General features: G+C 65.0%; 26 protein-coding genes. 3 read left to right on the top strand and 23 right to left on the bottom strand.

From position 1 onward, the window contains the following. Positions 1-11: 11 nt before the first annotated feature. Entirely contained in the window at positions 12-1,004 is a 993-nt protein-coding gene (gene ybiB / locus SJI03_RS03105) for a DNA-binding protein YbiB (protein ID WP_322426210.1), read from the bottom strand. A 156-nt stretch (positions 1,005-1,160) separates the two neighbouring features. On the opposite strand from ybiB, the gene SJI03_RS03100 reads away from it, so the two are divergent. Then, on the top strand, positions 1,161-1,838 hold the full coding sequence (locus tag SJI03_RS03100; RefSeq protein ID WP_322426209.1) for a hypothetical protein: 678 nt from the start codon (positions 1,161-1,163) through the stop codon (positions 1,836-1,838). Between the two features lie 150 nt (positions 1,839-1,988). Beyond that, a complete protein-coding gene (locus SJI03_RS03095; RefSeq protein ID WP_099376650.1) occupies positions 1,989-3,050 on the top strand; it encodes a 3-deoxy-7-phosphoheptulonate synthase in 1,062 nt (353 codons plus the stop codon). A 76-nt stretch (positions 3,051-3,126) separates the two neighbouring features. Here SJI03_RS03095 and SJI03_RS03090 read toward each other — a convergent pair whose 3' ends face one another. Then, a complete protein-coding gene (locus SJI03_RS03090; protein ID WP_158301084.1) occupies positions 3,127-3,534 on the bottom strand; it encodes a nitrite reductase (NAD(P)H) small subunit in 408 nt (135 codons plus the stop codon). A gap of 209 nt (positions 3,535-3,743) precedes the next feature. On the opposite strand from SJI03_RS03090, the gene tsaD reads away from it, so the two are divergent. After that, a complete protein-coding gene (gene tsaD / locus SJI03_RS03085) occupies positions 3,744-4,784 on the top strand; it encodes a tRNA (adenosine(37)-N6)-threonylcarbamoyltransferase complex transferase subunit TsaD (protein WP_035821911.1) in 1,041 nt (346 codons plus the stop codon). Here the strand turns inward: tsaD and eutC are convergent, their stop codons facing one another. The 21 genes from eutC to ybaK form a co-directional block, all read right to left on the bottom strand. Beyond that, positions 4,785-5,558 carry an ethanolamine ammonia-lyase subunit EutC gene (eutC, locus tag SJI03_RS03080; RefSeq protein ID WP_322426208.1) on the bottom strand — a complete coding sequence of 258 codons (774 nt, stop codon included), beginning with the start codon at positions 5,556-5,558 and terminating at the stop codon, positions 4,785-4,787. A gap of 8 nt (positions 5,559-5,566) precedes the next feature. Further along, entirely contained in the window at positions 5,567-6,955 is a 1,389-nt protein-coding gene (locus SJI03_RS03075) for an ethanolamine ammonia-lyase subunit EutB (RefSeq protein WP_322426207.1), read from the bottom strand. A gap of 43 nt (positions 6,956-6,998) precedes the next feature. Then, a complete protein-coding gene (locus tag SJI03_RS03070) occupies positions 6,999-8,462 on the bottom strand; it encodes a TIGR01777 family oxidoreductase (RefSeq protein WP_322426206.1) in 1,464 nt (487 codons plus the stop codon). After that, positions 8,459-9,100, bottom strand: coding sequence for a DUF4166 domain-containing protein (locus SJI03_RS03065; RefSeq protein ID WP_199534221.1), 642 nt, complete (start codon positions 9,098-9,100; stop codon positions 8,459-8,461). The genes SJI03_RS03070 and SJI03_RS03065 overlap by 4 nt, the downstream gene beginning before the upstream one ends. Further along, entirely contained in the window at positions 9,097-9,651 is a 555-nt protein-coding gene (locus tag SJI03_RS03060; RefSeq protein WP_046686150.1) for a GbsR/MarR family transcriptional regulator, read from the bottom strand. Before SJI03_RS03060 ends, SJI03_RS03065 begins: the two co-directional genes overlap by 4 nt. Positions 9,652-9,718: 67 nt before the next feature. Then, positions 9,719-10,837, bottom strand: a complete 1,119-nt coding sequence (locus SJI03_RS03055; RefSeq protein ID WP_233516009.1) for a fatty acid desaturase family protein — start codon at positions 10,835-10,837, stop codon at positions 9,719-9,721. After that, positions 10,834-11,949, bottom strand: a complete 1,116-nt coding sequence (locus SJI03_RS03050) for a sterol desaturase family protein (RefSeq protein ID WP_099376642.1) — start codon at positions 11,947-11,949, stop codon at positions 10,834-10,836. The genes SJI03_RS03055 and SJI03_RS03050 overlap by 4 nt, the downstream gene beginning before the upstream one ends. Beyond that, positions 11,946-12,584 (bottom strand): phosphatase PAP2 family protein, encoded by a 639-nt coding sequence (locus SJI03_RS03045; protein WP_099376641.1) that lies wholly within the window; start codon positions 12,582-12,584, stop codon positions 11,946-11,948. Before SJI03_RS03045 ends, SJI03_RS03050 begins: the two co-directional genes overlap by 4 nt. Further along, positions 12,581-13,876 (bottom strand): F390 synthetase-related protein, encoded by a 1,296-nt coding sequence (locus SJI03_RS03040; RefSeq protein ID WP_322426205.1) that lies wholly within the window; start codon positions 13,874-13,876, stop codon positions 12,581-12,583. The genes SJI03_RS03045 and SJI03_RS03040 overlap by 4 nt, the downstream gene beginning before the upstream one ends. After that, positions 13,873-14,703: an MBL fold metallo-hydrolase gene (locus tag SJI03_RS03035; protein ID WP_322426204.1), complete on the bottom strand. Its 831-nt coding sequence runs from the start codon at positions 14,701-14,703 to the stop codon at positions 13,873-13,875. The genes SJI03_RS03040 and SJI03_RS03035 overlap by 4 nt, the downstream gene beginning before the upstream one ends. Then, positions 14,696-15,733, bottom strand: a complete 1,038-nt coding sequence (locus tag SJI03_RS03030; RefSeq protein ID WP_322426203.1) for an NAD-dependent epimerase/dehydratase family protein — start codon at positions 15,731-15,733, stop codon at positions 14,696-14,698. Before SJI03_RS03030 ends, SJI03_RS03035 begins: the two co-directional genes overlap by 8 nt. A gap of 10 nt (positions 15,734-15,743) precedes the next feature. Then, entirely contained in the window at positions 15,744-16,724 is a 981-nt protein-coding gene (locus SJI03_RS03025) for a 3-oxoacyl-[acyl-carrier-protein] synthase III C-terminal domain-containing protein (protein ID WP_322426202.1), read from the bottom strand. A 49-nt stretch (positions 16,725-16,773) separates the two neighbouring features. Next, positions 16,774-17,682: an ion transporter gene (locus SJI03_RS03020; RefSeq protein ID WP_322426201.1), complete on the bottom strand. Its 909-nt coding sequence runs from the start codon at positions 17,680-17,682 to the stop codon at positions 16,774-16,776. 69 nt (positions 17,683-17,751) lie between these two features. Continuing rightward, a complete protein-coding gene (locus SJI03_RS03015; RefSeq protein WP_322426200.1) occupies positions 17,752-19,503 on the bottom strand; it encodes a cation:proton antiporter in 1,752 nt (583 codons plus the stop codon). Between the two features lie 105 nt (positions 19,504-19,608). Beyond that, positions 19,609-20,853 carry a metal-dependent hydrolase gene (locus SJI03_RS03010; protein WP_322426199.1) on the bottom strand — a complete coding sequence of 415 codons (1,245 nt, stop codon included), beginning with the start codon at positions 20,851-20,853 and terminating at the stop codon, positions 19,609-19,611. A gap of 53 nt (positions 20,854-20,906) precedes the next feature. Next, entirely contained in the window at positions 20,907-22,568 is a 1,662-nt protein-coding gene (locus SJI03_RS03005; RefSeq protein ID WP_099376633.1) for a GDYXXLXY domain-containing protein, read from the bottom strand. Beyond that, positions 22,565-23,524, bottom strand: a complete 960-nt coding sequence (locus SJI03_RS03000; protein ID WP_322426198.1) for a DUF2157 domain-containing protein — start codon at positions 23,522-23,524, stop codon at positions 22,565-22,567. Before SJI03_RS03000 ends, SJI03_RS03005 begins: the two co-directional genes overlap by 4 nt. A gap of 37 nt (positions 23,525-23,561) precedes the next feature. After that, positions 23,562-23,852 (bottom strand): DUF427 domain-containing protein, encoded by a 291-nt coding sequence (locus SJI03_RS02995; RefSeq protein WP_322426197.1) that lies wholly within the window; start codon positions 23,850-23,852, stop codon positions 23,562-23,564. A gap of 70 nt (positions 23,853-23,922) precedes the next feature. Continuing rightward, a complete protein-coding gene (locus SJI03_RS02990) occupies positions 23,923-24,594 on the bottom strand; it encodes a DsbA family oxidoreductase (RefSeq protein ID WP_099376630.1) in 672 nt (223 codons plus the stop codon). 90 nt (positions 24,595-24,684) lie between these two features. Next, positions 24,685-25,329, bottom strand: a complete 645-nt coding sequence (gene plsY / locus SJI03_RS02985; protein WP_233516007.1) for a glycerol-3-phosphate 1-O-acyltransferase PlsY — start codon at positions 25,327-25,329, stop codon at positions 24,685-24,687. A 97-nt stretch (positions 25,330-25,426) separates the two neighbouring features. Further along, a complete protein-coding gene (ybaK, locus tag SJI03_RS02980; RefSeq protein WP_322426196.1) occupies positions 25,427-25,918 on the bottom strand; it encodes a Cys-tRNA(Pro) deacylase in 492 nt (163 codons plus the stop codon). Between the last annotated feature and the right edge of the window lie 6 nt (positions 25,919-25,924).

Below are 25,924 nucleotides of genomic sequence, written 5' to 3'. Positions count from 1 at the left end.
CGGCGACGCGGCTAGCGCGGCCGTGCTGCAATCTGCCGCGATGCCATCAGGCATTGCGCCACCTGTTCGGCGATCGATGGCGGCACGGGCACCTCGCCGCGCAGCACGGCGGCGATCCAGGCGGCCGTGGTGGTGGCATCGCGCTCGGTCGGCAAATGCGGCAACTCTTCGACAAGCAACTGCTTTTCCACCAGCACCGTGCGTTCGCTCCCGTGGAACCAGTCGATCTGCTGCGCCTTGTTGGCGTTGGCCACCGTTTCGCCTTCCGTGCCGCGCATCAGGAAAGCGTCGCCGCGCCCTGCCGGAGATGCCGTCAGGAAATATTCACCAAGCATTTCCAGATATTCCGGATGCGTATACGACACCAGGCGCAGGGCGGGACCGGCGAACGGCTGCATGATTTTCACCAGGGTATGCGTGGAATTGCGCACGCCCAACACGCGCCGCAACGACAGCATGTGCGCCAGGCGCGGCGCCAGCGCTTCGATAGGCAGGAAGGCCGCTTGCCCGCGCGCCATGGCGGCTTCGGCTTGCGCATGGTCGAGCGAAGCGGGCACACCCAGCGCGGCCAGCACTTCGGCCGTCGTGATACGGCCCGGATCGCTGCTCACGCCATGCACGAGCACGGGTGCCCCGGCGCGCGCCAGCAGCAGCGCCAGCAAGGCCGTCAGGTTGGCCATCTTGCGGGCGCCGTTGTAGCTGGGAATGATGATCGGGGCAAATTCGCCGGCCGGCGCGGCCAGCGGGCTGAACGATGCTTCGGCGGCGTCGAGGAAGCCGGCGATTTCGTCGACCGATTCGCCCTTGATGCGCATCGACAACAAAATACCGCCCAGTTCCAAGTCCGACACGCGGCCCTCGAGCATGGCGCGGTACAGGGCGCGGGCATCATCACGCGTCATGCTGCGCGCGCCGTTCTTGCCGCGTCCTATTTCTTTGATGAAACGTGCTGCGGGGAATGGCTCACCGGCCACATCGGTATGGGGGATGGATACAGTCGTCATGGCGCCAGCTTACACGGAATTTTCCCCTTGCAGAGAGGCTGGCGGATGCCATAGGCGCCGATGCAACAGTCTTTCCAGCTATTTTCACGAATTTTCTGCGCGCCTGCATCCAGAGGCGCCACCGCTGCGTATAAGACTGCACAGGGGGAACTCATCATGGAACACGCGGTCAAACAGGAAACTGCCTTCGTCGGCATCGAAACGAGCAAGCTGCAGCTGAAAGCCGTGCTGCTTTCGGGCGGCGAAATGCTGTGCAAGGTGCTGGAAAACGACGTGGCCGGCTACCGCTGGCTGCGCAGCTGGCTGCAAAGGAACGACGTGCCCGTCATGGGCTTGCGCGTCTGCATGCGCCTCGATATGCCGTACAGCGAAGCGCCAGCCCGCATGCTGGCCGAGATGGGCATGCTGGTCTGCGACGCCCAGCCCGCGCAGCTGGAAGACTATCTGCGTGGCCATGGCTTGCCCGGAGACGCGGCGCACAGCGCCGTGGTGCTGGCCAACTACTGCCAGCACAGGCGCCCCGCACGGTGGACGCCGCCTTCGCCCGCCTACGTGGAACTGCGCCTGTGGCTGCGCCGCCTGCACGCCATGCAAGGCGTGCGCCAGCAGGAATCGGCGCGCCTCGATGCGCACTTGCGGGCTGGCCAGCAGGCGCTGCACGCCCTGCTGGGCCGGCAAATCGCCTGCCTGGACGCACAGATACGCCAGCACGAAAGCGCCATCCTCGCGCACGTGCGGCGCCATCCCGGCCTCCCCCGGCCGCCCGAGCTGGCTGGCAACGACCAGCGCATCGCCCGCTACGGCGTTGGCGCCAGCCTGGGCGGCGGTCATTGAGCGTCCGGCAGCAAGGGGCCGGTGGCGCGCCGGCACTGCCATAAAAACAACTGATGCATTCCCGTTTTGGCCCCATCCCCGCCGCCAGGCCGCATTTCCGCTACACTATTGCCTCTTAAAGAACGCAATAGCGAAAGCCGAGCCAGAATCATGAATACGCCAGACATCGAAAATATCAACGTCACCTCCTTCGCGCCCATGCCGACACCGGCCGAACTGCACGCCAAGCTGCCCCTGTCGGAAAGCGCCTTCGACACCGTCAGCCGCGGCCGCGAAGCGCTGCGCAACATCATCGACCGCAAGGACCAGCGCCTGTTCGTCGTCGTCGGTCCGTGCTCGATCCACGACCCCGTCGCCGGCCTCGATTACGCGCGCCGCCTGAAAGCGCTGCAAGAGGAAGTCAAGGACACGATGCTGCTGGTGATGCGCGTGTATTTCGAAAAACCGCGTACCACCACGGGCTGGAAGGGCTATATCAACGACCCGTACATGGACGACTCGTTCAAGGTCAACGAAGGCATGGAAAAGGCGCGCCAGTTCCTGCTCGACGTGTGCGAACTGGGCCTGCCCACCGCCACCGAAGCGCTGGACCCGATCTCGCCGCAGTACCTGGGCGACCTGATCGCCTGGACCGCCATCGGCGCACGCACGACGGAATCGCAGACGCACCGCGAAATGTCGTCGGGCCTGTCGACGCCAGTCGGCTTCAAGAACGGCACCGATGGCGACATCAGCATCGCCGTCAACGCCATCCTGTCGTCGGCGCACCCGCACTCTTTCCTGGGCATCAACGGCGAAGGCAACGTCGCCATCGTGCGCACGCGCGGCAACGCGTATGGCCACGTCGTGCTGCGCGGCGGCGACGGCCGCCCGAACTACGATTCGGTCTCGATCGCCATCGCCGAACAGGCGCTGGCCAAGGCCAAGCTGCCCGCCAACCTTGTGGTCGACTGCTCGCACGCGAACAGCTACAAGAAGCCGGAACTGCAGCCGCTGGTGATGGCCGACGTGGTCAACCAGATCCGCCAGGGCAACCGCTCGCTGGTGGGCGTGATGATCGAATCGAACATCGTCAGCGGCAACCAGAAGATCCCGCAAGACCTGTCGCAACTGACCTACGGCTGCTCCGTCACCGACGGCTGCATCGACTGGGACACGACGGCCACCATGCTGCGCGACGCACATGCGCACCTGCTGAACCGCCCAAAGTAAACAGCTGGAGTCAGACCCCCTCTTGCGTTGGCGCTGAACCTGGCGTTAGCGGCATTGAGGGTCTGACCCCAAACACCTATGCCATCTGCACATGCGGCAGCACGGCGTACGATCCCGCCAGTGCCTGTTCCGCCTTGCTGGCCGGGATATTGAGTTCATTGACGTCCAGGTAGATGCGCCCGTCCAGGATGCGCACGGCGTACGTGCGCGCCATGCCCTGCACGGGCGCCACCAGACGGCCCGAATCGAGCTCGATGATCCAGCTGTTCTTCGGCCCCATCAGGTTTTTCTCCATCAGCACCCCTTGCGCCAGCGGGCCGCCCAGGCAAGGCACCGTGTCGAGCAGCGCATACACCGTATCGTCCGTCGCGCGGAATAGCGCCACGCCCGGCAAGTCCTGCCACGCCAGTCCCCGCTGCACCATGCGCGCGCCCGCCAGCGGCATATCCTTCAGGCGGCAAATCATTTTCCATTGTTCCGACATCGCTAGCTCCCTTGAGAAAGGCACACGCCTGTCTAAGCAAGAGCGGTGCCAGTGCCGATGCAGGCGAAAAATGACCGACATCCGGGAAAAACGGCACCGCGGCGCACTGCGCAAGTGCACACTGCCGCCGAAATGGTGCGCCGGCCGCACGGTGGACTGGCCGGCTTTCCTTTACAATGGCGGATTACTCCTCCCTATTTAGCACCTTCATGATTGTTCTTGGCGTCGAATCCTCCTGTGACGAAACCGGCCTGGCCTTGTACGACACGCAACGCGGCCTGCTGTCGCACGCCCTCTATTCGCAAGTCGCCATGCACGAACAATATGGCGGCGTGGTGCCGGAACTGGCGTCGCGCGACCATATCCGCCGCGCCATCCCGCTGCTGGAAGAAACGCTGACCAAGGCCGGCATCACCCTGCCCGAAATCGACGCCATCGCCTACACGCAGGGTCCCGGCCTGGCCGGCGCGCTGCTGGTCGGTTCCTCGGTCGCCTGCAGCCTGGGCTTGGCCATCAACAAGCCGGTGCTGGGCATCCATCACCTGGAAGGCCATCTGCTGTCGCCATTGCTGGCGTCCGAGCCGCCGGAATTCCCCTTCATCGCCCTGCTGGTGTCGGGCGGCCATACGCAGCTGATGCGCGTCGATGGCGTGGGCCAGTACACGATGCTGGGCGAAACGCTTGATGATGCGGCCGGCGAAGCGTTCGACAAGTCGGCCAAGCTGCTGGGACTCGGTTATCCTGGCGGCCCCGCCATTTCGCGCCTGGCCGAATTCGGCGACCCGCTCGCGTATAAACTGCCACGCCCGATGCTGCACTCGAAGGATTTCAATTTCAGTTTCTCCGGTTTGAAAACGGCCGTGCTGACGGTGGTCAAGAACCATGAAGAAAAAGTCATCGCGAACATCTGCGAACAGGACAAGGCGAATATCGCGCGCGGCTTCGTCGACGCCATCGTCGACGTGCTGACGGCCAAATGCGTGGCTGCCCTCAAGCACACGGGCTTGAAACGCCTGGTGATCGCCGGCGGCGTGGGCGCCAACGCGCAACTGCGCGCCTCGCTCAACGCGGCCGCCGCCAAGAAGCGTTTTAAAGTGTATTACCCGGAGCTGGAATTCTGTACCGATAACGGCGCCATGATCGCCTTTGCCGGCGCCATGCGCCTGCAGATCAATCCCGACGCCGCCAAGCACGATTACTCGTTCAATGTGCGCCCGCGCTGGCCGCTGGACGAAATCCGCGAAGTCTGATCATTCCAGCAGGAAGTTGCGCGTGCCCGCCAGGGCCGCGCCCTCTTCCACCGTTTCATCCTTCAATGCCACGCCCGACAACTGCCGGCTGAACGCCTGCGACAGCAGGTAGTGCAGCCGGTATGCCGCCTGCGCATACGCCAGCCCCTCGGGGCGCACATTCGAAATGCAGTTGCGGCGCTCGTCCAGCAGCCCCACCTTGGGCGCCCACGTCAGGTACAGGCCCAGGCTGTCCGGGGAACTGAGGCCCGGCCGCTCGCCGATCAGCACCAGCACGGCCTTCGCCTGCAGCAATTGCCCCACCTCGTCACCGATGGCCACCCGTCCCTGCGCCACGATGTGCAGCGGCGACAGCGTCCACGCTTCCCGCGCCAGTCGCTCGCGCAAGGCGGCCAGGAACGGCGCCGCGTGGCGTTGTATCGCCAGCGCCGACAGGCCATCGGCCGCCACCAGCGCCAGGTCGACTCCCTTGCTACCTCCGGCCAGCCGTGCGCGTGAAGCATCGTCCAGCCGGCGCCCAAGGTCGGGCCGTTGCAGATACTCGGCGCGCGTGGCGGCCTCGCTGTGCAGCGGCACGCAGCCTTGCCCCTGCGCGGCCAAGGCGCGCGCCAGGACCTCGCCATCGAGTTCCAGGTGCACGGCGTCGCGCGCCTGCGCGTGGGCCAGCTGGAACGCCAGCTGCGCCTTGGTCGGCACGCTGACGCCGCACCGTCCCAACGCAATGCGCGCTGCCGTATGCGCGCGCAGCGCCTGCCAAGGGTTGGTTTCGTCCATGCGTCCTCCTAGTCGTCCAGGCGCAGCAGGGCCGCCTGGAAGGCCGGCGCCAGCGCTTCGTTCAAGCGGCCCTGCGCATCCGTGATCCGCATGCGCGCCAGCCAGGCTGCGAATTCGGGCGCCGGGCGCAGGCCCAGCACGCGGCGCGCATACAGCGCGTCGTGGAACGAGGTGCTCTGGTAGCCGAGCATGATGTCGTCCGCGCCCGGCACGCCCATGATGAAATTGCAGCCGGCCACGCCCAGCATGGTCAGCAAGGCATCCATGTCGTCCTGGTCCGCTTCCGCATGGTTGGTGTAGCACACGTCGCAGCCCATGGGCAGCCCAAGCAGCTTGGCGCAGAAATGGTCTTCCAGCCCCGCGCGCATGATCTGCTTGCCGTCATACAGGTACTCGGGGCCGATGAAACCGACGACGGAATTGACCAGCAGCGGTTGATACGCGCGCGCCACCGCATACGCGCGCGCCTCGCACGTCTGCTGGTCCATGCCGTGGTGGGCGCCGGCCGACAGCGCGCTGCCCTGGCCCGTCTCGAAATACATGACGTTGTTGCCCACCGTGCCGCGCCCCAGCGACAGCGCCGCCGCCTGGCCCTCAGCCAGCAGCGCCAGGTCGATGCCGAAGCTGCGGTTGGCCGCCTGCGTGCCCGCCACCGACTGGAACACCAGGTCGACGGGCGCGCCGCGGCGTATCGCCTCGATGGTATTGGTGATGTGCGTGAGCACGCATGACTGGGTGGGAATCTGATATTGATCAATGACGGCGTCGAGCAGGTGCAGCAGCGAGACCACCTGCGCCACATTGTCGGTGGCCGGATTGATGCCGATCACGGCGTCGCCGCTGCCCAGCAGCAGGCCATCGAGGATGGAGGCGGCAATCCCCGTGGCGTCGTCCGTCGGATGATTCGGCTGCAGTCGCGTGGACAGACGGCTCGCCAGGCCCTGGGTATTGCGAAAGGCCGTGACGACCTGGCACTTGCGGGCCACCAGCACCAGATCCTGCAGGCGCATGATTTTTGAGACGGCGGCCGCCATTTCCGGCGTGATGCCGGCGGCGACGCGCGCCAGCGTTTGCGTATCCGTTGCGTCATCGAGCAGCCAGTCGCGAAAGTCGCCCACGCACAGGTGGGCGATGGGGGAAAACGCGGCGCGATCATGGCTATCGATGATCAGGCGCGTGACTTCATCGTCTTCGTATGGTACCAGCGCCTCGTTGAGGAACAATGACAGCGGTACGTCGGCCAGCGCCAGCTGCGCCGCCACCCGCTCGCGCGCGTTCGATGCCGCCATACCGGCCAGCACATCGCCCGAACGGGGCGGCGTGGCCTTCGCCAGCAGCTCTTTCAGGCTGGCGAACTGGTAAACATGGCTGTCTATCGTATGGCTGAAGCGGGGCATAGATTGTGCTCCAAGGCATCCCAATGGCCCATTCTACGCCAGGCTACAGGCTGCGCAGCGCTCCTTCCAGCTGCGGATAGCGGAAGACAAAGCCGTCGGCCAGCAAACGGCGCGGCGCGACCCTTTGGCCTTCCACCAGCAAGTCCGCCTGCTCGCCCAGCAAGGCGCGCATGAGGAAGGCCGGCGTGGGCATGACGCTGGGGCGGTGCAGCACGGCGCCCGCCACCTGGGCGAAGCGACGCTGCGCGATGGCTTCCGGCGCGCAGAAGTTATACGCGCCGCCCACTGCCTGTGCTTCGCTGCGGCGCGCCAGGTGGGCGATGCCGCGGATCACGTCGCGCACATGCACCCACGTGACCCACTGCTTGCCGCTGCCCAGCGGGCCGCCCACGCCGAAGCGTATCGGCAGCAGCATCTGCGGCAGCGAACCCTGGTGGCCGAAGACGAGGCCAAAGCGCATGCAGCCCACCTGCACGCCAAATTGCTCCGCCTGGCGCGCGGCCGCTTCCCACTCCTGGCACAGCTGCGACATGAAGATAGGCTGCGGCGCGCTGTCTTCAGCCAATTGCGTCGGATCGCCCTGCGGCTGCACGCCGTAGTAACCGATGGCCGATGCCGACAGCAGCACCCGTGGCTTGTGCTGCGCGCGGGCGATCCACGCCACCAGGTCCTGCGTCAGCGCCACTCTGCTGCGGCGCAGGGCCGCCTTGCGCGCGTCCGTCCAGCGCTTGCCGACGATGCGCGCACCGGCCAGGTTGACCACCATGTCGATGCGCTGCGCATCCGCCAATTCGTCGAACGACTGGATGCAGCGCACCTGGCCATTAAAGGTCCACGCGGCCTGTTTCGGCTGGCGCGTCAGCACCGTCACCGCATGGCCGTCGGCCAGCAAGGCGCTGACTAACTGCTGGCCGATGAAACCCGTGGCACCCGTCACCAGCACGGACTGCGGCGCGGCGGCAAAGCGCAGGTGCTCCTCTTGCTCTGCCGTCTCCTGCACCTTGCGCCGTCCCAGCTGCCACACGGCATACGCGTCGCGCAGGCCGGACAAGCCCACGCCCACGCCGCACAGGGCGAGGAAGACGCTGAGCCAGCCATACGGCTGCCACACGAGGGCCATCGGCAAGCTGGCCCACTGGCTGCTGTTCAGGGCCAACAGGGCGATGAAGGCGCCCGCGTTAATCGCCAGCACCGTATGCGTGACCCGCTCCGTGGCGGGCAGGAGGCGGGTTTGATCTTCCACAACAAAATCCCACAGGGTCAGCACGATTTCCACGCCAAACACAATCACCAGCACCCAGGCCCAGGCGCCATGCCACTCCCAGGCTGCCAGGCCGACGAACAGCAGGCTGTAGATCAGGGCGCGCGTGGCATGGATCGTCAATTCGAGGCGCGCCGACGCCTTTTGCGGCAGCGCCTCCGTGATTTCATGGTGGTAGATGGTATCGAAGGCGCCCAGGCAGCCTTGCGCCGCCATCAGTTGCAGGGCCAGCAAATGCGTATTCATGGTGTCTCCTTGATTTCCGGCGCGGCCGATTCGCGGAACACGCCCGCCTGGGTGAACGTGGTGCCGAACAGGACGTGGCGAATCTCGATGCGGATATTGAACTGCTGCGGCGTCTCATTGCGGTGGCACAGATAGGTCTTGCCGGGCGTGAGTACGCCGGGCAGCGGCATGCGCCAGCCAAAAAGATCCCAAAAATAGCCATCGCTGGTGAAGTACAGATTGCCATCCTCCACGTGCAGCACCAGCTTCATGCCCAGGCCCATGCCCACGTATTCGAGCACTTCGCCCTTCGCGCTTTCCGCCATGTAGGAGGTGAAGCGGATCGGCGCGCGGCCATGCAGGCGGTAGGTGCGCTGCTTGAAGATGAAGGGGCAGCCGGGGCGCGAATAGACTTCGATATCGACGGGGAAATCCGCGTCGTCATACGGGATCAGGGCGCCATCGATGAAGGGGCGCGTCAGCCAGCCGAGGAACTTCCCCAAGCGCGAGCTGGTAAGTTCACGCAGTTCGCCCCGGTAGTACAAAGGCTGGCCCGGCGCGGGATTTTTCTCGAAGCGGCGGCGGATGTCCGGGTGCAGGGTCAGCCACTGCTTGCCCATCACCTTCCTGAACAGCTCTCCTTCGGACGGGCCGTTCATGATTTTGCGCGCTTGCCAGGCTTGTCTTCCGGGCTGAGGAACTTGGCCACCTTGCCGCCCATCGACAACATGCGCTGCAGGGTCGCCGGCGGCAGGTTTTTGTAGTCGCTGTAGGTGGAGCTGAGCATTTCCAAAAACGCCAGCACTTCGCCCATGCGCTCGAGCGTCGCCGGTGGAATGGCCGCATCGTGTTCGCCCTCGATCGCGCATTCACGCAGCACCGTCAGCGTGGGATCGATCTCGCGCCGCTTGCGCTCTTCCATGATGACGCGGAAGATTTCCCACACATCCTGCAGGGCGACGAAGTGGTCGCGCCGGTCCCCCATCACGTGCGTGATGCGCGCCAGGCCCCAGCTTTGCAATTCCTTCAGGCTGTTGCTGACATTCGAGCGGGCCACGTTCAGGCTGGCCGCGATGTCTTCCGCCGTCAGCGGTTCATTCGCCAGGAACAGCAGCGCGTGGATTTGCGCCACCGTGCGGTTGACGCCCCAGCGCGTGCCCATCTCGCCCCAGTGCAAAATATATTTCTGCGTGGTCGGACTCAGTTCCATGATTTTCTCTTATTTCTGTCGTTACAGAAATGTAAGACGGAACGGAAACCGAGTCAAGCGCGATTCGTCAAGACTGTGCGGGCGGGCGGCCCATGGCGCGCAGGAATTGCTGCTGCGAAGCGTGCAGCTGGCCGTAACCGAGTTCGCGGTACACGAGACCGTGGCATGGCGCCAGTTCGGCCAGGATGCGCGCCAGCGCCGGGTAGTGGCGGTGATTCCAGGTGGGGAACAGGTGGTGCGTCAGGTGCAGATTCAAGCCGCCGAGCCAGTAACCGAGCCAGCGCAGGCGGCGCGGCTGCGGCGTCCAGTCGCAAGACGTGTAAAACGTGTGCTGATACCAGTCGTGCGGCAGCGTACCGTCCGCGCCAGGCTGGAAAAACTCGACTTCGGCCCAGTGCGTGCCCAGGATCAGCGCCACCAGCGCGCACGAGGCGATCATCTGGCCCACAAAATACGCACCCAGCACCACGCCCCAGCCGATGCCGTGCTGCTGCAGCACCCACATGGGCAGCGCCAGCACCAGCGCCACATGGCCCAGCTTCCAGCCCAGGAACGACAGCCAGCCGCGCCAGCCCTGCAAACGGCTGTGCGCGGCCACGGGCGTCTTGCCGAAGCGGTCCAGCCAGTCGCCATACCAGTTCAGATACGGCAGCGACAGCGCCGCCACCACGGGCCAATACAGGTACTGGTAGCGGTATTGCGGCGACCAGCGTTGAAAAGGCGTCTGGCGCAGGAAGGGGTTCGGTTCCGTGTCGAGGTCATAGCCTTCCACGTTGGCATACGTGTGATGGAAATGCACGTGGCGGATGGTCCAGAAATCCGTATCCACGCCCACGGGCAAACCCACCAGGCGGATCAGCACGCGGTTCCAGGCTCCCTGGCGGAAGATGGCGCTGTGGGCCGCATCGTGCAGGGTATTCATGGCCAGCGCCATGGCCGCGACCAGGCAAGCCACATAGCTGGCGACAAACGGCCAGGTGCTGCCAGCGTTCAAGGCCAGCGCATACAGCCCCACCGTCAGGGCGGCCAGGAAGGCGGTTTTCGCATGCAGGCGCCAGTCGCCGAAGCGGTGCCGTCCTTCGCTGGCGAGGTAGGCGTCGGCGCGTGCGCGCAATTCGCGGCGGAAGGCGGAATCGCGTGCGGGCCGGAAGCGCAGCGGCGGCAACGAAGGTACAGGCTGCGTCACGCGCGCGTCCCCGCTGCCGCCGGCCACCACAGGCGGCGCGCGCCGTCGAGGCCATGCGCCAGCAGTGCGGTCAAAAACACCATCCCCCACGCATCGCGCGCGCCATACCAGCCCAGATACAGGGCAGGCATGGCCAGCGCGATGGCCACCCAGGCGATGGCGCCCCAGCGCCGCGCATCGGACAAGCCGCCCAGCGCCAGGGTGCCACCGAAGATCAGCGCGAACAGGATGACTTGCTGCGCGCCCGCCAGTACCGCTTCGTGGTTGACGTAATGGATCACCAGGCCAAACAGGATCACGCCGCCGATGCCGATGAACAGCTCGGGCACCTCGAAAGTGCCGCGCGACTGCCAGTGGGGAAAGCGCGCGCGCAGCCAGGTAAATAGTTTGCCGTTGCTGGCCAACAGCGGGTTGTGCGTTGGCGTCATGCCCTTCACGCCATAGCGCATTTCCACGCCCTCGAGTTCGGGCTGAAAGCTGCCGAAGAGTTTGTCCCAGATCAACAAGGTACCGCCGAAATTGCGGTTGATATAGCGCTTGTCCGTGCCGTGGTGCACGCGGTGATGCGACGGCGTCACCATGAAGCTATCGAGGATGCCGGATTTTTTGACCAATGCATTGTGGTTGTAGAGCTGCACCGTGTAATGCAGGGACGAGACGACAAGGAAGATTTCCAGCGGCACGCCCAGCACGGCCAGGATGGCGATGAAGGGGAAATTCGTCAGCGACGAATACCAGGAATTGCGCACGCCCAGCGACAGGTTGAAATGCTCGCCCTGGTGGTGCACCACATGCACGGCCCACAGCAAGGGGATTTTATGGTGCAGCCGGTGCATCCAGTAAAAGCACAGGTCCCAGGCAAAAAAAGCGAACACCCATTGCGCCACCACGGGCCACTGATCGACGAGGTGCAGGTTCACATGGCGCAGCAGCAGGGCAAACGCGGCCACTTCCACGCCGCGAAATACCCACATCAGGATATGGCCGGAATTGAGGTTGAAGATCACGTCCTTCCACGGCACGGGTGTCTTGCGCACCCATTTCAGGATCAGCAGTTCGGCCAGCACGAAGGCCAGCATGATCAGGAACGACAGGGCAAATGGATTCATCATGGTGCGGTTTTGATGGAAACGGCGCGGCGGGCAGCCAAGGATACCTGCATTTTCGCCAGCATGCCGCCGGCGATGCCGACAGCCAGGCCGGCGGCCAGGTCGATGCTCACGTGCCGGCGCAGCGCGATGATGGCGTAGCAGATGGCCACGCCCAGCACCACGGCCAGCGTGGAGCGCAGCAGCTGGCGTTTGTCGCACAAGGCCCACACGCACAGCAAGGTCAGGGCGCCATGCAGCGACGGCAGGCAGTTTTGCGTGGAGTCCGCCGCCTGCAGCATGCGCAGCGCCTGCGTGCTCCAGGCGCTGCCGTCGCCCACGGGCGGGTAGGCGAGCGTGGTCGGATACAGCAGGAAGACCACGCCGCACATGACGGCGGAAAGCGCCATGGCGCGCGCCAGCCAGCGCACGCGGGCCGCATCGGCCGCCAGGTAGGCGTAGGGGATCAGGATAAAGAACGACAGGTATAGCCAGATGGCGGCATCCGTGTAGGGAATGGCGCGATCCAGCGCCGTTTCCGGCAGCAGTACCCCCTGTCCTTGCAGCAAGTCGCTGGAAAAATACACGAGGCCGACGCTGCCCCAGCCGGCCAGCAAATGCAGCAGGCGGCCGCGTACGGTCATGGAAGAAGGGTTCATGCGGTGGCAAGGCGCCGGATGCGGCGCCGTTTCATGGTGGGGTCAAAGGGAGGCAGTTCGGCGCTCGTCGTCCAGGCCAGGCCATCGACGGCCACGCCCAGGCCCTGCAGCACCATTGCCAGGTGCGCGCGCAGGGCGGCCAGGCCGGCATCGTCCAGGGCCGCATGCAGCTGCAAGGCCGCTTCGCCCGCTTGCGCCAGGCGGTAGTCGGCGTCCGGCGGCAAGGCTTGCGCGAAGGCCCGCGTCAGCACATCGGCAAACACGGCGACGGGGGCGCCGCCGCGCGCGGAGGGAAGCAGCAGCATGTCGTCGCAGCGCCCTTCGATGCCGTCGATGGCGCGCGTGGCGCGGCCACACGGGCATGGCGTGGCGCGCGCGATCAGGATGTCGTCCAGGCGGTAGCGCACGATGGGCTGCGTAATGCGCGTGAAGTCCGTAATCACGGGCACGAAGCGACGTTGTTCAGCGTCGAGCCACTGCGGCTCGATGTGCACGTATTCCTCGTTCAAATGCAGCACGCCGTGTTCGCAGCTGCTGGCAAGGAAACCCTCGGTGGCCTGGTAGATTTCATGCACGGCGCCAAACGCCTGCACGATCAGCGCCCGGTCCTGGGCTTCCAGCACTTCGGCCACCGAGATGACTTTTTTCGGCGCCAGCGCCAGGCTGCCATCGATGACGCGCAAGGCCAGCTGGCGCAGCACTTGCGCGGGTGCGACGATCACGGAAGGTTGATACTGCGCCAGTTGCGCGCACAAGGCGTCGAAGGGCTGGAACAGATCGTAAAACGCAAAGGTCAGCCACGGCGAACGCACGGCCGTGTACAGATTGCTGTTCGCGCGCAGGAACAGCGCGACCCGCTCGCCGGAAAACAGGCCGTCGGGCAGCGCCTTGGCCAGCATCACGCCCGCCCATTGGGCCTTTTCGCGCGGGCTGACGGTAAACACGGCGCGCCGCGACGAGGTGCCCGACGACAGCCCCACGGTGATGTCGCCGACGGCCGGCGTGAAGTCGCGGCTATGCTCGGCCGCCATGGCCGCGTCCATCGCCTGCGCCAACGTGATTCCTGCCGTGTTCATGGCGTCGAAATGCTCGAGCATCAGCGCCTTGTTCATCGTCGGCCACTGCGCCAGGGGCAGCTTGCGGTATGGGGCGAAGTAAGCGCTGCGCTGGCACAGGGTATCGATGAAACGGGCCAGCTGCTGTTGCTGGTAGGCGTCGAGCTGCGCGCGGCTTGTGAAGCGCAGGCGGCGCGTGCGCCAGTACGACAGCAAGAGCCAGACAAGACGCTTCACGGGCGGCCCGCCACAGGCAAATAATCGACAGTATCTTCATGCGTGATGCGGATCTGCGCATTGCCGGACTGGTGCAACTGGTGCAGGCGGTTCAGGGTGGCGTAGTACGGCGCGCGCTTGTGCTGGATGATGAAAGACAGTTCCGACGGGCCGCGCAGCTGCTGGAAACTTTCCGGCACCCAGGCCGCGTCGGACGCCAGCAGGGTCCAGCCGCCATCCTGCAGCACGAAGGCGCCCAGATGGCCGACGGCGTGGCCGGGCAAGTCGACGATGTAGATCTCGCCCGTGCCGCTGACGTCGCGCCCGTGCGTGAATGGCAGCAGGGCCGCAGGCAAGGCCGTCTCGGGCACGCTGTCGACAAAGCTCAATCGATCCGCAATATCGTTCGGCAGCAGTTCGGGCACGAAGGCCTGGCGCACGGCGGCCACGCCGGACAATCCCCGCACGGCGTCCCAACCCGTTTTGGAAGCCATCAGCCGCGCGCCGGGAAAGTCGCGCAGACCGGCGATATGGTCGGCGTGGAAGTGCGACAGCAGCAAGGTATGGATGTCGCCGGGCGACACGCCATGCGCGCGCAGCTGGCCCTGCAGGGACTCATTCTCATCGAAGAAAATCGGCGTCACCCACGCGTACATCCGGTACACGCCCTTCGACGTGGCGGCGCGGAAGTGTTCGGCGTAGCCGGTGTCCCACAGGTACAGGCCCGCGCGCGTCTCGATCAGGTAGGCGCGCGAGGGGAAGCAGCGGCTGGCCAGCCCGCTGCCTTTCAAGACCATGCACGAAGGATGGGTGCAGTGGCCGACGCGAAACGCGGTGATGCTAGCCATTGCGCTCCTTGCCCACCTTGTGCGCCGCCGCTTCCTGGCGCATCCACTGCGCCGTCAGCGCGATGCCTTCCTGCAGGCTGACGATGGGACGGTAGCCGAGCACCTTGCGCGCCTTGGCATTATCGAGCGTCATGTCGAAACTGAGCGCGCCGATGCTGTAGGGCGTCAGCGATGGTTCGCGGCGGGTAAAGCGCGAGGCGAACTGCATCAGGCGCGCCACCACCGCCAGCACGCGATACGGCACACTGACGATTTCGAACGGCTGCTGCAGATGCTCGCAGAACAGGGTGCGCAAGATGTCGCACAGGCGCGCCGGTTCGCCATTCGTGATGTTGAAGGCGGCGCCGGACGCGATGGTCTTGTGCACGGTGGCCAGCCACATCGCATGCACGACATTGTCGACATAGGTGATGTCGATGGTGGCCGCGCCGCCGTTGGGCAGGGGCAGCTTGCCACCGCGCTGTTCCAGCACCCGCGCCAGGCGCGGAATCAGGACCTGGTCATGCGGGCCGAAGATGGCGCGCGGGCGCAGGATCACGCACGTCATGCCGCGATGGCGGTCGACGCAATCCTGCACCAGTTTTTCCGCCATCGCCTTGCTGCGCGCATACGCGTTGACGAAGGCGTCGGGACGGAAGGTTTCCGGCACGTCGAGGTGGTTGCGGTAATCGAAATAGATGGCTGGCGTGGAGATGTGCACGAAGCGCGCCACGTGCAGGCTGGCAGCCGCGCGCAGCAGCTGCGCCGTGGCCGTGACGTTGGCGGCGATGAAGTCGCGCTCCGCGCCCCAGGGCGACGACAGCGCGGCGCAGTGCCAGACGGTGTCCATGCCGCGCACCAGCTCATCGACCTGGCGCGGCGATGCCTGTGCCAGATCAAGCGCCACGAATTGCGCGCCCATGCGTTCCAGTTCGCGGCCCACGGCGGCGTTGCGGCCGGTGGCGCGCACTTCCACGCCCTGCGCCAGCAGGGTGCGCACGGCATTGCGCCCCAAGCCGCCCGTCGCTCCCGTGACCAGTATCCGCCTCATCACACCACCTTCACAGGTCAAGTATCATGCCGCCGATGGTCAGGCCAGCGGCCGTGCCCATCATCAGCAAACGCTGGCCTGCCACGGCCCGCCCCGTCATCACCGCCTCGTGCAGGGCGGTGGGCAGGGACGCGGCCACCTGGTTGCCGTGCGTTTCAAAGATCTTGATGATTTTAGCATCGGGAACGTCGAGGATGCGCGCCGCATGCGCGAGTCCCAGCGGACTGGCCTGATGCGGCACGACCACGTCGACTTTTTCCAGTCCCGCGCCCGATTCCTGCATTAGTTCCGCGAGGAAATCCGGCATCACCTTGACGGCCAGGCGGAACACGGCCTTGCCATCCATGCGGAACAGATAATCGCCCGGTTCGCAGCCGTTGCGCGGGTTGCGCTCGGTGCCGCCGCCGCGGATTTCGCAGTAACGCCGCCCTTCCGGATACGTGCCCATCTTGTAGGCGCGGATGCCGGCGCTGCCGTCGCCCTGCTCGACGATGACGGCGGCGGCGCCGTCGCCAAAGATCATCGATGCTTCCGGCTCGCTCCAGTCGACGCCGCGCGAGGCGAGGTCGGACGAGACGATGGCGATGCGCCGGTAGGCGCCGCCGGCCAGCATGGACGCGGCCACGCGGAAGGCGGCCATGAAACTGAGACAACTGGCGTTGACGTCAAAGCTTTGCGTGCCTGGCGGCAAGCCCGCATGTTCGGCCACGAAGCAGGCCGTGTTCGGCAACGCCTGCTCGGGCACGCCGTTGGCGCAGATCAACAAATCGATGTCGGCCGGACGCAGGCTCGCATTCTTCAGCGCGTCGAGCAGGGCGGCGGCGCCCAGCTGGCTTTGCGATTCATCGGGCGCGGCGACAAAGCGCGACAGCACGCCGCTCTTGCGCAGGGTATAGCCGGCCGGATGGCCCAATGTCAGGTCCAGGCTGGCGGAGGTAACGCTGTGCGACGGCACGGCTTTGCCCGTCGAGATCAGGCGAACTGGAATCATGTTGGCCTTAAAAAAGTAAAGTAAATACGGTTGATGAAGGATCTATGCGCTAATCGCGTGCCAATGGCGGCAATGCAACGCCGCAGCTCTTGCAAAAACTGGCATCATCATCGAGCCCTTCTTTCAGGCACGTGGGGCAGGTACGCGTGGTGACCAGCTTGGAACTGCGCTGCACCGTCATTTCCGCGCTGATAATGCCGGTAGGCACTGCCAGGATGCCCCAGCCGAGCAGCATCATCAGCGATGCGATGGTGCGCCCGATGTCGGTCTTCGGCGTGATATCGCCGAAACCGACCGTGGTCATGGTGCTGATGGCCCAGTATATCGACGTGGGAATACTGCTGTAACCGTTCTCCGGCCCTTCCACCACGTACATCACAGTACCCAACAGAAAGACCACCATCATGACAAAAGACAAGAAAATGAGGATCTTGCGCCGGCTGGCGAGCAAGGCACGCCCCAGCACCGTGTATTCATGCACATACGACGTGAGCTTGAGGATACGGAACATGCGCAGCAGGCGCAAAATGCGCACGTCGATCAGCACGTGGGCGCCCGGCAGCAGCAAGCCGATGTAGGTCGGCACGATGGCCAGCAAGTCGATGATGCCGAAAAAACTCTTGGCGTAGCGCACCGGATGCTGCAGGCACGCCAGGCGGGCGAAATATTCGACGGTAAATAAAATGGTGAAAAACCATTCCAGCGCCGTCAGCCAGGTGCCATAGCGCTCGGCCACGGAAGCGACACTGCTGAGCACGACCACCGTCACGCTGATCAGGATGGCGGCGATCAGCAGCAAATCGAAGGCGCGGCCCGTGCGCGTTTCCGCCTCGAAAATGACGGTGTACACCTGCTCGCGCCAGCCCCGCTCGGGCTTGCCATATTTTTGCTGCGTTTCCTGCGCCGCCAGTTGCTGCGGCGTCAAGGGCGCCGCGCCGCTCTTCGTCGCGGCTTTCATGTGGGTAGTGTGCTCATATACTATTATTGTATAGATAATTTACAAAGCACGGCGACACGCACGATTGCACTACAACAGCTTCTTCGCCAGCAACACGGCATTGCGCCGGTCGCGCTCGGCTTGCACGATGTCCGTCGTGCGCGCTTCCGACAGGCCCACCGTGTGCAGCACGGTGGCCGTCAGCTGCAGCGCCGATTCCAGCGCCTCGGGCACGACGAGGGTGGCGCCCGCCTGTATCAGGGCCACGGCATGCGCCTCGTCGCGCGCCCGCGCATACACGGGCAACTGCGGATATTCGCGGCGGATCGATTTGACGGCATGCAGCACGGAGGCCGCATGGTCCATGGTCAGCACCACGGCGGCGGCCCGGTCGGCATTGACCTTTTGCAACAATTCCGCACGCGACGCATCGCCGAAATACACGGGGAAACCGCGCGGATGCAGGGTCGTCACCAGGCGCGCATCGTTTTCGATGGCCACATACGCGATATCCTGCTCCGTCAGCACCTTGGCCAGCAACTGCCCCACCCGGCCGAATCCGGCAATGATGACGGTGCTGCCCTGCGGCGGCGGCGCGCCGTGCGCCAGGTCGGCCAGCTGATGGTGGTGGCGCCGTTCCCACCAGTTGCCGAACGCGCGCGCCGCCTTGGCCAGCGCCGGCGTGGCAAACAGGCTCAGGCCCACCACCAGCATGACGAACTGCGCCACCTGCGGGCCGATCAGCTTGGTACCGAGCGCATACGCGACAACGATGAAGGCGAACTCGCCGCCCTGCCCCAGCAGCACGCCCGTTTCCACGGCGCGCCCCCAGTGAAAGCCGCCGAGGCGGAAAATCACGCTGATGACGAGGGTTTTCAAGGCAAACAGGCTCAGCACGGCCAGGGGAATCAAGACCGGCGACTTGAGGATTTCGCGCACGTCGATCTGCATGCCCACCGACATGAAGAACAGGCCCATCAACAAGCCCTTGAAGGGCTCGATCGTCACTTCCACTTCATGGCGAAATTCCGTTTCCGCCAGCAGCAAGCCGGCCAGCAAGGCGCCCAGCGCCATCGACAGGCCCGCCAGGTACGTCAGCCCCGCGATGCCCAGAGTGCTGAGCAGGGTCAATGCCATGAAGACGTCGGGCTGGCGTTTCTTGACGAAAAACTGGAACAGCGGACGAATCACGCGGCGCCCCAGCAGATAGATCAGCAGGATGGCGCCGGCCGACTTCACGGCCGCAAAGCTGAGCAGATATGCCAGGTCGTCGCTGCGCCCGCTGGCGAACACGTCGATCAGGATGAACAGCGGCACCACCATCAAATCCTGGAACATCAGGATGGAAAAGCCCGCCTGGCCGGCCGGCGTCTGCAAGGAGCGCTGGTCCGTGAGCAATTGCATCACCACGGCCGTGGACGACAGCGACAGCACCAGACCCAGCACGATGGACGCTTCCAGCGACAGACCGAAGTAATACGCGACGCCGCCGATCAGGCAGGCGCTGACGGCCACCTGCCCCACGCCCGCGCCGAATACCCAGCGCCGCAGCGCCCACAGCCGTTCCGTCGACAGTTCCAGGCCGATCATGAACATCAAAAACATCACGCCCAGCTCGGCCAGGCCGCTCACCTGCTCGGCACGCACGAACGAGAAATACGTCAGCCACGTGAAGTCGCCGGCCCACAGGCCGAAGCCGAACGGGCCGAACAGGGCGCCCACGGCCAGGAAGCCGAGCACCTGGTTGACTTTCAGGCGTTGCAATAGCGGAATAAAAATCCCGGCCAGGGCGAGAAACAGCAGGGTTTCCCGCAGATAAGGTAAGGCGTGTTGCTCTTCCAAGATAATCCTAACTAAATATCATTCTTGCTGAATTGACAGTGTCGCATGCGCGGCCATGGCAAAGCAGGCGCACATGCAATATTTTTCCACAAGGCAACAAATCCGCTACGGACGCACGGCTGGCGGCGGCGCCAGCATGTCCGCGCGGGGACGATCCCAGCCCGGCACATAGGCCGGACACGGCCGGTTGCGGAACTGCTGCAATTCGACGGTTGTGAAATTGGGCAGCATGCCGGGGTTGAAACGCACGTCAGTCAGCTTGTCCGCATTCAATCTGGGCATGCGGGCAAAGCGGAACCAGGCGTCGACATAGCAATTGTCTTCCTGCAAGGCGCGCAAGGCGGCCAAGCTGCCTGCCGCCTGGGCTGAGACGGCAATGCCGGGCGCCAGTTGCCGGCCCTGCTTGCTGGTTTCTGCCAGCCCCGCCGGACAGGCGCCGGGCGCCAGCGATGCGGGCAGCAGGCTCAGGGTGCCGCGCCGCAAGGTGTACACGTCCGTCTTGCTGTCGAGCGAGACATAGATCCAGCACAGGGGGTTGCTGGGAAACGCCGTCATCGCCACGTCCCATACGCGCGTGCCGGGATCCACGCGCTGCACGGCCGCCTCGATGCGCGCACGGCCGAGGGCCGACGCCACGCCCTGCGTGCCGATGAAGGTGGCGGCCAGCGCGAAGGCCAGCAGCAGCGGCCCGCGCCCCCGCTCGGCGGCCCGCCCTTGCAGCACGGCCAGGATCACGCCCAGCCCCAGCAGCACGGCCAGCGAGACGGGCGCCAGATAGGTTTTATAGGTGAAGAAACACAGGGCCGCCGCCAGTCCCGCCAGCAGCACGCTTTTGACGATGCCGTAATGTAAGGACATGATCACGGGCACGCCCAGCAGCACCCAGAACATCGGCTCGACGATGAAGACCATGTCGCCATACAGCCAGCGGCTGTCAAATGGATAAAACGGGTGCAAGCCATAGGAATTGAGGAAATCCATGCCCATGTGCAAGCAGAATCCCAGCAGCAGACAGGCCGCCAGGCCGATGCGGGTGGGCACGCTGCTTTTCAGCAAGCGGCGCGCGCCGGGCCACAACAGCCACAGCAGCGCCAGCAACAGCAGCGCCTGCGGCAAGGCCAGCAGCAAGGTGTGCGTGTGACCACGGTGGTGCAACATGTAGCCGAAGGGGCGCGGCAACAGTTTTGTCAGCACCAGATCCAGGTCGGGCGCGTTGCTGGCAAACCAGGCAGTAAACAGAAACAGCGCGCGCCGGGTGCGCTGTGCGGGTGCCTGCGGCTCGGGCGGCAGGCTGCGGTGTACCAGTTCGCCGACCCCGAGGCCGATGACCGAATGCGTAATATTATCCATCGGGCAATTTTACAGGATGCCCGCCCCGGCGCGCTCTTGCGTTGCTACTTGCGCTACAGCTTCTCCAGCTCCGGACCGCGCATGCCCACCAGCAAGGCGCGGCCGTCGGGCAGCACGCGGAACTCGCCATAGCGGGCCTTTTCCCAGCGCGCCGCCTCGCCTTCCTTGAAGAACCAGGCATCGCTGACCAGCACCCAGTTACCATCCTTCGGCGTCAGTTCGAGCAGGAATTCGCCGGGCGCCAGCGCCTCCTTGGTGTACGGGCGCAGCAGTTCCGCCACGCCGCGTGCATCGCGCGTCGCCACCACGAGGGGCCGGCCGGGCGCCCGCTCCACGCTGGCCAGGGTGGACAGCACGCCCAGGTTGACGAAATTGAGGCGCATGTAGTCGCCCTGCATCAGCGAACGGGGATCGACCGGTTCCAGCGCCACGAAGATCGCTTGTCCTTTGGCAATCAGCTGCTCTTTTTGCCAGATGCCGCCATTGGCGACCAGCAACACCAGCAGCAAGCCGCCCAGCACGCCCAGGCGCGCGGCGCGGCGCTCCAGGACCACATCCGCCGGCTTGCTTTCCACCAGGTGCAACACGGCGCCGCGCATGGCCAGCCACGACAGGGCGCACAGCACGGCACCGGCCACGGCCAGCAGCGCCGCCTTGCTGGCCAGCGGCCAGGCCAGCTGGTAATAAAAGCTGCCGAGTATCCACGCCGCCGCCAGCGCGGCCGCCACGGCCACGCGCGAACGCCCGCTCGTCAGGCAATACGCAAGGATCAGCAGCACGGGACCGAGCGCCGGCATGAACCACGCCAGCACGATCAGCACCAGCGCCACGCCGATAGCGGGCAACTGGCGCAATGCCGGCCAGCGCCATCCCGTCCAGGCGGCGGCCGCCGTGGCCAGCACGAGCGAGACCCCATTCAAGGCCTGCGCATACCAGGCAATACCCTGATGCCGCGTCACTTCGCGCGCCACGTCGCCGGCAAACCCACCGCCCAAGGCGCCACCGAGCATGAAGGTCATGCCGGACCAGAAGACCAGCCCCAGCAAGATTGCCAGGACCCATCCCGTCGACAGCGACTCCAGGAAGGCGGCGACAGGCGCGCCGCGCCCGTCGTTGAACGCTTGCTTCTGCAGCCAGTGGGCGGCCAGCCAGCATGCCAGAGCCAGCATCCAGGCCAGATACAGTTGCGTGGGATCGTTCTCGAAAATCCAGTCGCGCGTGCTATCGATGATGCCCAGTCCCAGCAAGCCGCAGGCGACCAGTCCCAGCAACACGCGCAGCCAGTCGCGCGGCAAGGCGGCGGCCACCACCAGGCATGCCATGCACAGCAGCAGCGATGCCGTCTGCGTGGAATAGTCGCGGTACAGGGCATAACCGAGCAAGCCGCCGCCCACCAGCAGGCAGGGCACGGCCAGTTGCTCGACAAACAGCGCCACGCCGCGCGTGCGTATCAGCAGCACGGCCACCACCAGCACGATGGCGGCCACGACATACGCACCGGGACCGTGGCGCACGACGCTTTCCAGACCCGCGCCCAGCGCAATCATCAGGGGAATGGCGGCCAGCCAGGCGCCGAAAGCCGTCATCAGCACCAGCGGCCACGGCCGCACATCCTGCACGGGACGGGGGGCGTTCGGCGGCAACAGGCCCGCGCGCGTGGCGTCGTCGATCAGGGTGGCGAGCGCATCGGCTCGTTGACTATGAATAGTGTTCATGCCGCCTCCTGGCGCGTGCGCCACAGTATGCCTTGCACGGTCAATGCCAGCAGCACGGCGGCCAGCAATCCCAGCACGGTCAGCGCGCCGACGCCATCGCCATGGCCATTGAACAGCACATGCGTCAGCCCCCCAACCAGCAAGGTGTTCAGGCCCAGTGCGACGGCGCTCAGGCCGAACACGTCAAAAAACTTGCGCATGGCCAGCAGGACGCCGGCGACGGCCAGCAAGCCCAGTCCGGCCCAGTACGGCGATGCGATATCGTTGCCGAACAGGGCGCTGACGGCCGTGCCCGTGATAAGGATAGTGGCCAGCACCAGGCCCAGGCGCAGGGCCCAGCTGCCCGCGCCCGTCCAGCGCGCCAGCAGGGGCGAGACAAACGCACAGGCAAGCAGCACGGCCAGCCAGCCGCTGACGAAAATGCCCAGGTCGGCCGAATCGATGCGCCAGCTATGGCGCGCCTGCGCCTGCATCCACAGGGTGGCGGCCGTCGCCAGTATCAGCATCCACGGCGTCCACAGCACGTCGCTGCGCGCGACAAAACACAGGGGCAAGGCCAGCACGGCCCACAGGGCGAACAGTTGCCACGGATCGGCGCCCGTCTGGTACGTCTGGCCGAAATACGCAAACAGGCCGCCGATGGTCAGCAAAGCCAGCAGCAGCAAAGGGACGCGCGCCCTGGGTACGGCAAACGCGCCCAGGCAGGCGGCGGCCAGCATGCCTTGCAGCAGGGCAAAGCGGCCCATGCGACCCAGGTCTTCCCAGTTGGCGGCGACCCAGCAGATCAAGCCCATGCCCAGCAGCGCAGCGCCCAGCACGGCCACGCCGCGCGGCAGCCAGTAGGCCAGGCGCGCCGGTTCGCGCTGGAAACCGGCCACTTCCTGCAACTGCCGGGTTTGTTGGGCATCGAGCGCATGGTCCGAGGCGAGTTGGTACACGGCGAGGCGTAAATCCATCGTCTGCTTTCTTTGTCAGGAAATTGGGGGAGTCAGGTCAGCGCTCGACGCTCACGCCGCGCCAGAAGGCGACGTGGCCGGCAATTTTCCTGGCGGCGTCCTTGGGCTCAGGGTAATACCATGCCGCGTTGGCATTGACGGCGCCATCGACAACGACGTCGTAATAGCTGGCAGTGCCCTTCCAAGGGCAGATGCTCGTATGGCTGCTGGGACGCAGGTAGTCCTGCGTCACCTTTGACAAAGGAAAATATACATTGTTTTCAACGACTTGCACCTGCGCATCGGTCGCTTGCGCGATGACGGCGCCATTCCAGCTGGCTGTTGGCATTTGACTATCCTCCTTCTGCGCCGAGTGTAGCGCAAAAAGTCCGCCATGGCGCGCGCCATTGGCGCCTGGCTCAAGCGCCGGCGATGATCTGGCGCAAGGCTTGCTCGAACACTTCCGGTGGTTGGCCGCCGGAAATCAGGTGGCGCTCGTTGATGATGACGGCGGGCACCGAATTGATGCCATTCTGCTGGTAGAACTGTTCCTGCGCGCGCACCTCGTCCGCATAGGCGTTCGAGGCCAGCACGGCGGCCGCTTTGACGGCGTCCAGACCCACCTTGCCGGCCACGGCCAGCAGCACTTCGTGCGAAGACGGATCCTGTCCCTGCGTGAAGTAGGCATCGAACAGCGCCATCTTGAGTTCTTTCTGGCGCCCTTCCAGAGCGGCCCAGTGCAGCAGACGGTGCGCGTCAAACGTGTTGTAGATGCGGCCGCGCTTGTCCATGGCAAAGGTAAAGCCCAGCTGCTCGCCGCGCGCGCGGATGGCTTCGCGCGACTGCGCCATCTGTTCCGGGGTGGAGCCGTATTTGCGGGCGATGTGTTCGCCGATATCCTCGCCTTCGGGCGGCATGTTGGCGTTCAGTTCGAAGGGCTGGAAGTGAATATCGGCCTGGACGGTGTCTTGCAGCTTGTCCAGCGCCTGCTCCAGCGATTTCAGGCCGACCACGCACCAGGGGCAGGAAACGTCGGAGACGAAATCGATACGGACGGGGACGGGTGTGGCGGAGGTGGTGGAAACAGTCATGGTGGACAGCCTTTGCGCGAGTCGGGGGCGGCCGCACCGCGCGGCGCCGCAAGCACAGCATATGCGTGCGGCGCGCGGGAAATCAAGCGCTTACTTCTTCTTGCCAGCGGCCTTGGCCGCATCCTTCTTGCCGCCGATCTTGCTTTCCTTGCCAGAGAGCAAGTTCGCGATGTTCTGGCTATGGCGGTAAGCCAGCAGCACGCTCATGACAATCACAGACAGCAAGATGGGATCGACGCCGAACAGCAAGCCATAGTAAAACGGCGCGAACAGGGCCGCCACCAGGGCTGCCAGCGAGGAGTAGCGAAACGCGTAGGCAATGATCAGCCAGGTAGCCAGGGTCGCCAGGCCCAGCCAGGGATTGATGCCCAGCAGCACACCGAGGGCCGTGGCCACGCCCTTGCCGCCGACGAAGCGGAAGAACACGGGCCACAAATGGCCAAGGAAAACGGCGATGGCCACCAGGGCCACGGCCGTGTCGCCCACACCGAGCGCGGTGGAAAAATGGTCGGCCAGGAACACGGCCAGCCAGCCCTTGGCGCCATCGCCCAGCAGGGTCATGATGGCGGCGCCCTTGTTGCCGCTGCGCAGCACGTTGGTGGCGCCCGGATTTTTCGAGCCATAGGTGCGCGGATCGGCAATGCCGTAGACCTTGCTCATCACCACGGCAAACGATATCGAGCCGAGCAAGTAAGCGGCCACTGTCATTGCCACGGTTGTGATTACTGGATTCATTTCTTCCCTTTATTGTGTTTATTGCACCAGCATCGAGGCTGGCGCAGCAGAATATACACCAGCGCCCAGTCAACGGACAGGGCGGCATCCAGTTTTCTTAATCCTGCAGGGCGCACTGCACCGGCTTGGCTTGCAACAAATCAACAAGCACCTGCGGCGCCAGCGAGACGAGGAAACCGCGCCGCCCGCCATTGATGTAGATACGCGGCAAGTCCAGGATCGATTGCTCGACGTACACGGGCATGGCCTTCTTCGTGCCGAACGGCGAGGTGCCACCGATCATGTAGCCGGAATGGCGCTGCGCCACTTCGGGCTTGCACGGCTCGACGGACTTGCAGCCGATGCCACGCGCCAAATTCTTGGTCGACACCTTGCAATCGCCATGCATGAGCACGATCATCGGCTTGGCCGCCTCGTCCTGCATCACCAGGGTCTTGATCACCGCATGTTCTGGCACGTTCAGCTCGCGCGCCGAAACGCTGGTGCCGCCGTGCTCTTCGTACGGATACGGGTGTTCATCGAAGGAAACTTGATGCTTGCGCAGCAACTGCGTCGCCTGGGTTTCGGAAATATGCTCTTTTTTAGCCATGCGTGA

It is taken from the genome of Janthinobacterium sp. GMG1 (assembly GCF_034427795.1).
Classification (GTDB): Bacteria; Pseudomonadota; Gammaproteobacteria; order Burkholderiales; family Burkholderiaceae_D; genus Janthinobacterium.
This window is presented reverse-complemented; position numbering and strand designations above follow the sequence as displayed.